The 1460-nt window shown below is 62.1% G+C and carries 1 protein-coding gene; it reads left to right on the top strand.

All coding sequences use genetic code 11. The features are described from left to right. Positions 1-52 precede the first annotated feature (52 nt). Positions 53-1450, top strand: coding sequence for an IS30 family transposase (locus V2B23_RS30800; RefSeq protein ID WP_430953683.1), 1398 nt, complete (start codon positions 53-55; stop codon positions 1448-1450). Positions 1451-1460 lie beyond the last annotated feature (10 nt).

The raw sequence follows: 1460 nt of genomic DNA, 5'->3' as shown, positions 1-1460 counted from the left end.
TATTGGCCAGGTTCAACCGGTGGACGCAACACCTCGACAATGGAGGTGTTAGATGGGACGACCACCAGGATGGGTGGCAGCGTTGACCGGGCGAGCGGTGATGAGGTCACCGGGACGTCCCCCGGTACGCAGGGACCTCGAACGGGCGTTCTGGTCGCAGGTCGTCAAGGGTCTCACCAGCGAGGATGCCGCTATCGCATGCGGCGTGTCGGCACCGGTCGGCACACGGTGGTTCCGGCACGCTGGGGGTATGCCGCCCATTGAGCTGACGCCGGCCTCGGGGAGATACCTCTCCTTCGCCGAGCGCGAGGAAATTGCGATGTTGCGAGCCCAGAAGATCGGCGTACGGGAAATTGCGCGCCACATCGGGCGGTCGCCGTCGACGATCTCGCGAGAGCTGCGGCGCAACGCCGCCACCCGAAGCGGACAGATCGAGTACCGCGCCTCTACCGCTCAATGGAAGGCCGACCTCGCAGCGAGGCGCCCGAAGCCGGCGAAGCTCGCAGAGCACGAACGGTTGCGAGAGTACGTGCAAGACAAGCTTTCCGGATACGTCTATGCCAAAGACGGAACAGTGGTCGCCGGACCGGACGTCGCGGGATGGAAAGGACGGAATAAGCCTTGGCGTCGCGATCGTCGGTGGGCGACTGCCTGGAGTCCGCAGCAGATCTCGAATCGGTTGCGTATCGACTTTCCTGACGATACGTCGATGCGTATCTCGCACGAGGCGATCTACCAATCGCTCTATATCGAAGGACGCGGCGGATTGGAGCGGGAGTTGGTGACCTGCTTGCGGACAGGGCGAGCGTTGCGTAGGCCTCGGGCCCGGGCGCGGCAGCGACCGGCCGGGTTCATCACCGACGAAGTCACCATCAACGCGCGGCCCGAGGAAGTCGACAGTCGCGACATTGCGGGACATTGGGAGGGGGACTTGATAATTGGATTGAATCGTTCGGCGATCGGCACGGTGGTCGAGCGGACCAGCAGATTCACGGTGCTGCTGCACCTGCCGCGCAAGATCGGATATGGAACGATACCACCCGTGAAGAACGGGCCGGCACTGTCCGGGTATGGGTCGGAGGCTGTCCGTGATGCTCTGACCAAGGCATTGGTGCCTCTACCGGAGCATCTCCGGCGATCGTTGACCTGGGACCGAGGGAAGGAAATGGCGCGACACGCGGACCTCACCGCGGCCACCGGGATCAGTGTCTACTTCTGCGACCCTTACAGTCCGTGGCAGCGTGGGACGAACGAAAATACGAATGGTCTTCTGCGACAATATTTTCCGAAGGGCACTGACCTGTCCCGATATGATCGACGTGAAGTCGATGCAGTCGCTGACGCCCTCAACAATCGGCCTCGCAAAGAACTCAAATGGCTAACACCCGCGGAAGTCCTTGCTAAACAAGTACACTCACTCCCGCGGGACGGTGTTGCGACGACCAGTTGAATCCGCCTTG

It is taken from the genome of Rhodococcus sp. 24CO, from assembly GCF_050586165.1.
Lineage (GTDB): Bacteria > Actinomycetota > Actinomycetes > Mycobacteriales > Mycobacteriaceae > Rhodococcus_F.
The sequence above is the reverse complement of the archived record's forward strand: the minus strand, read 5'-3'. Positions and strand labels throughout refer to the sequence as shown.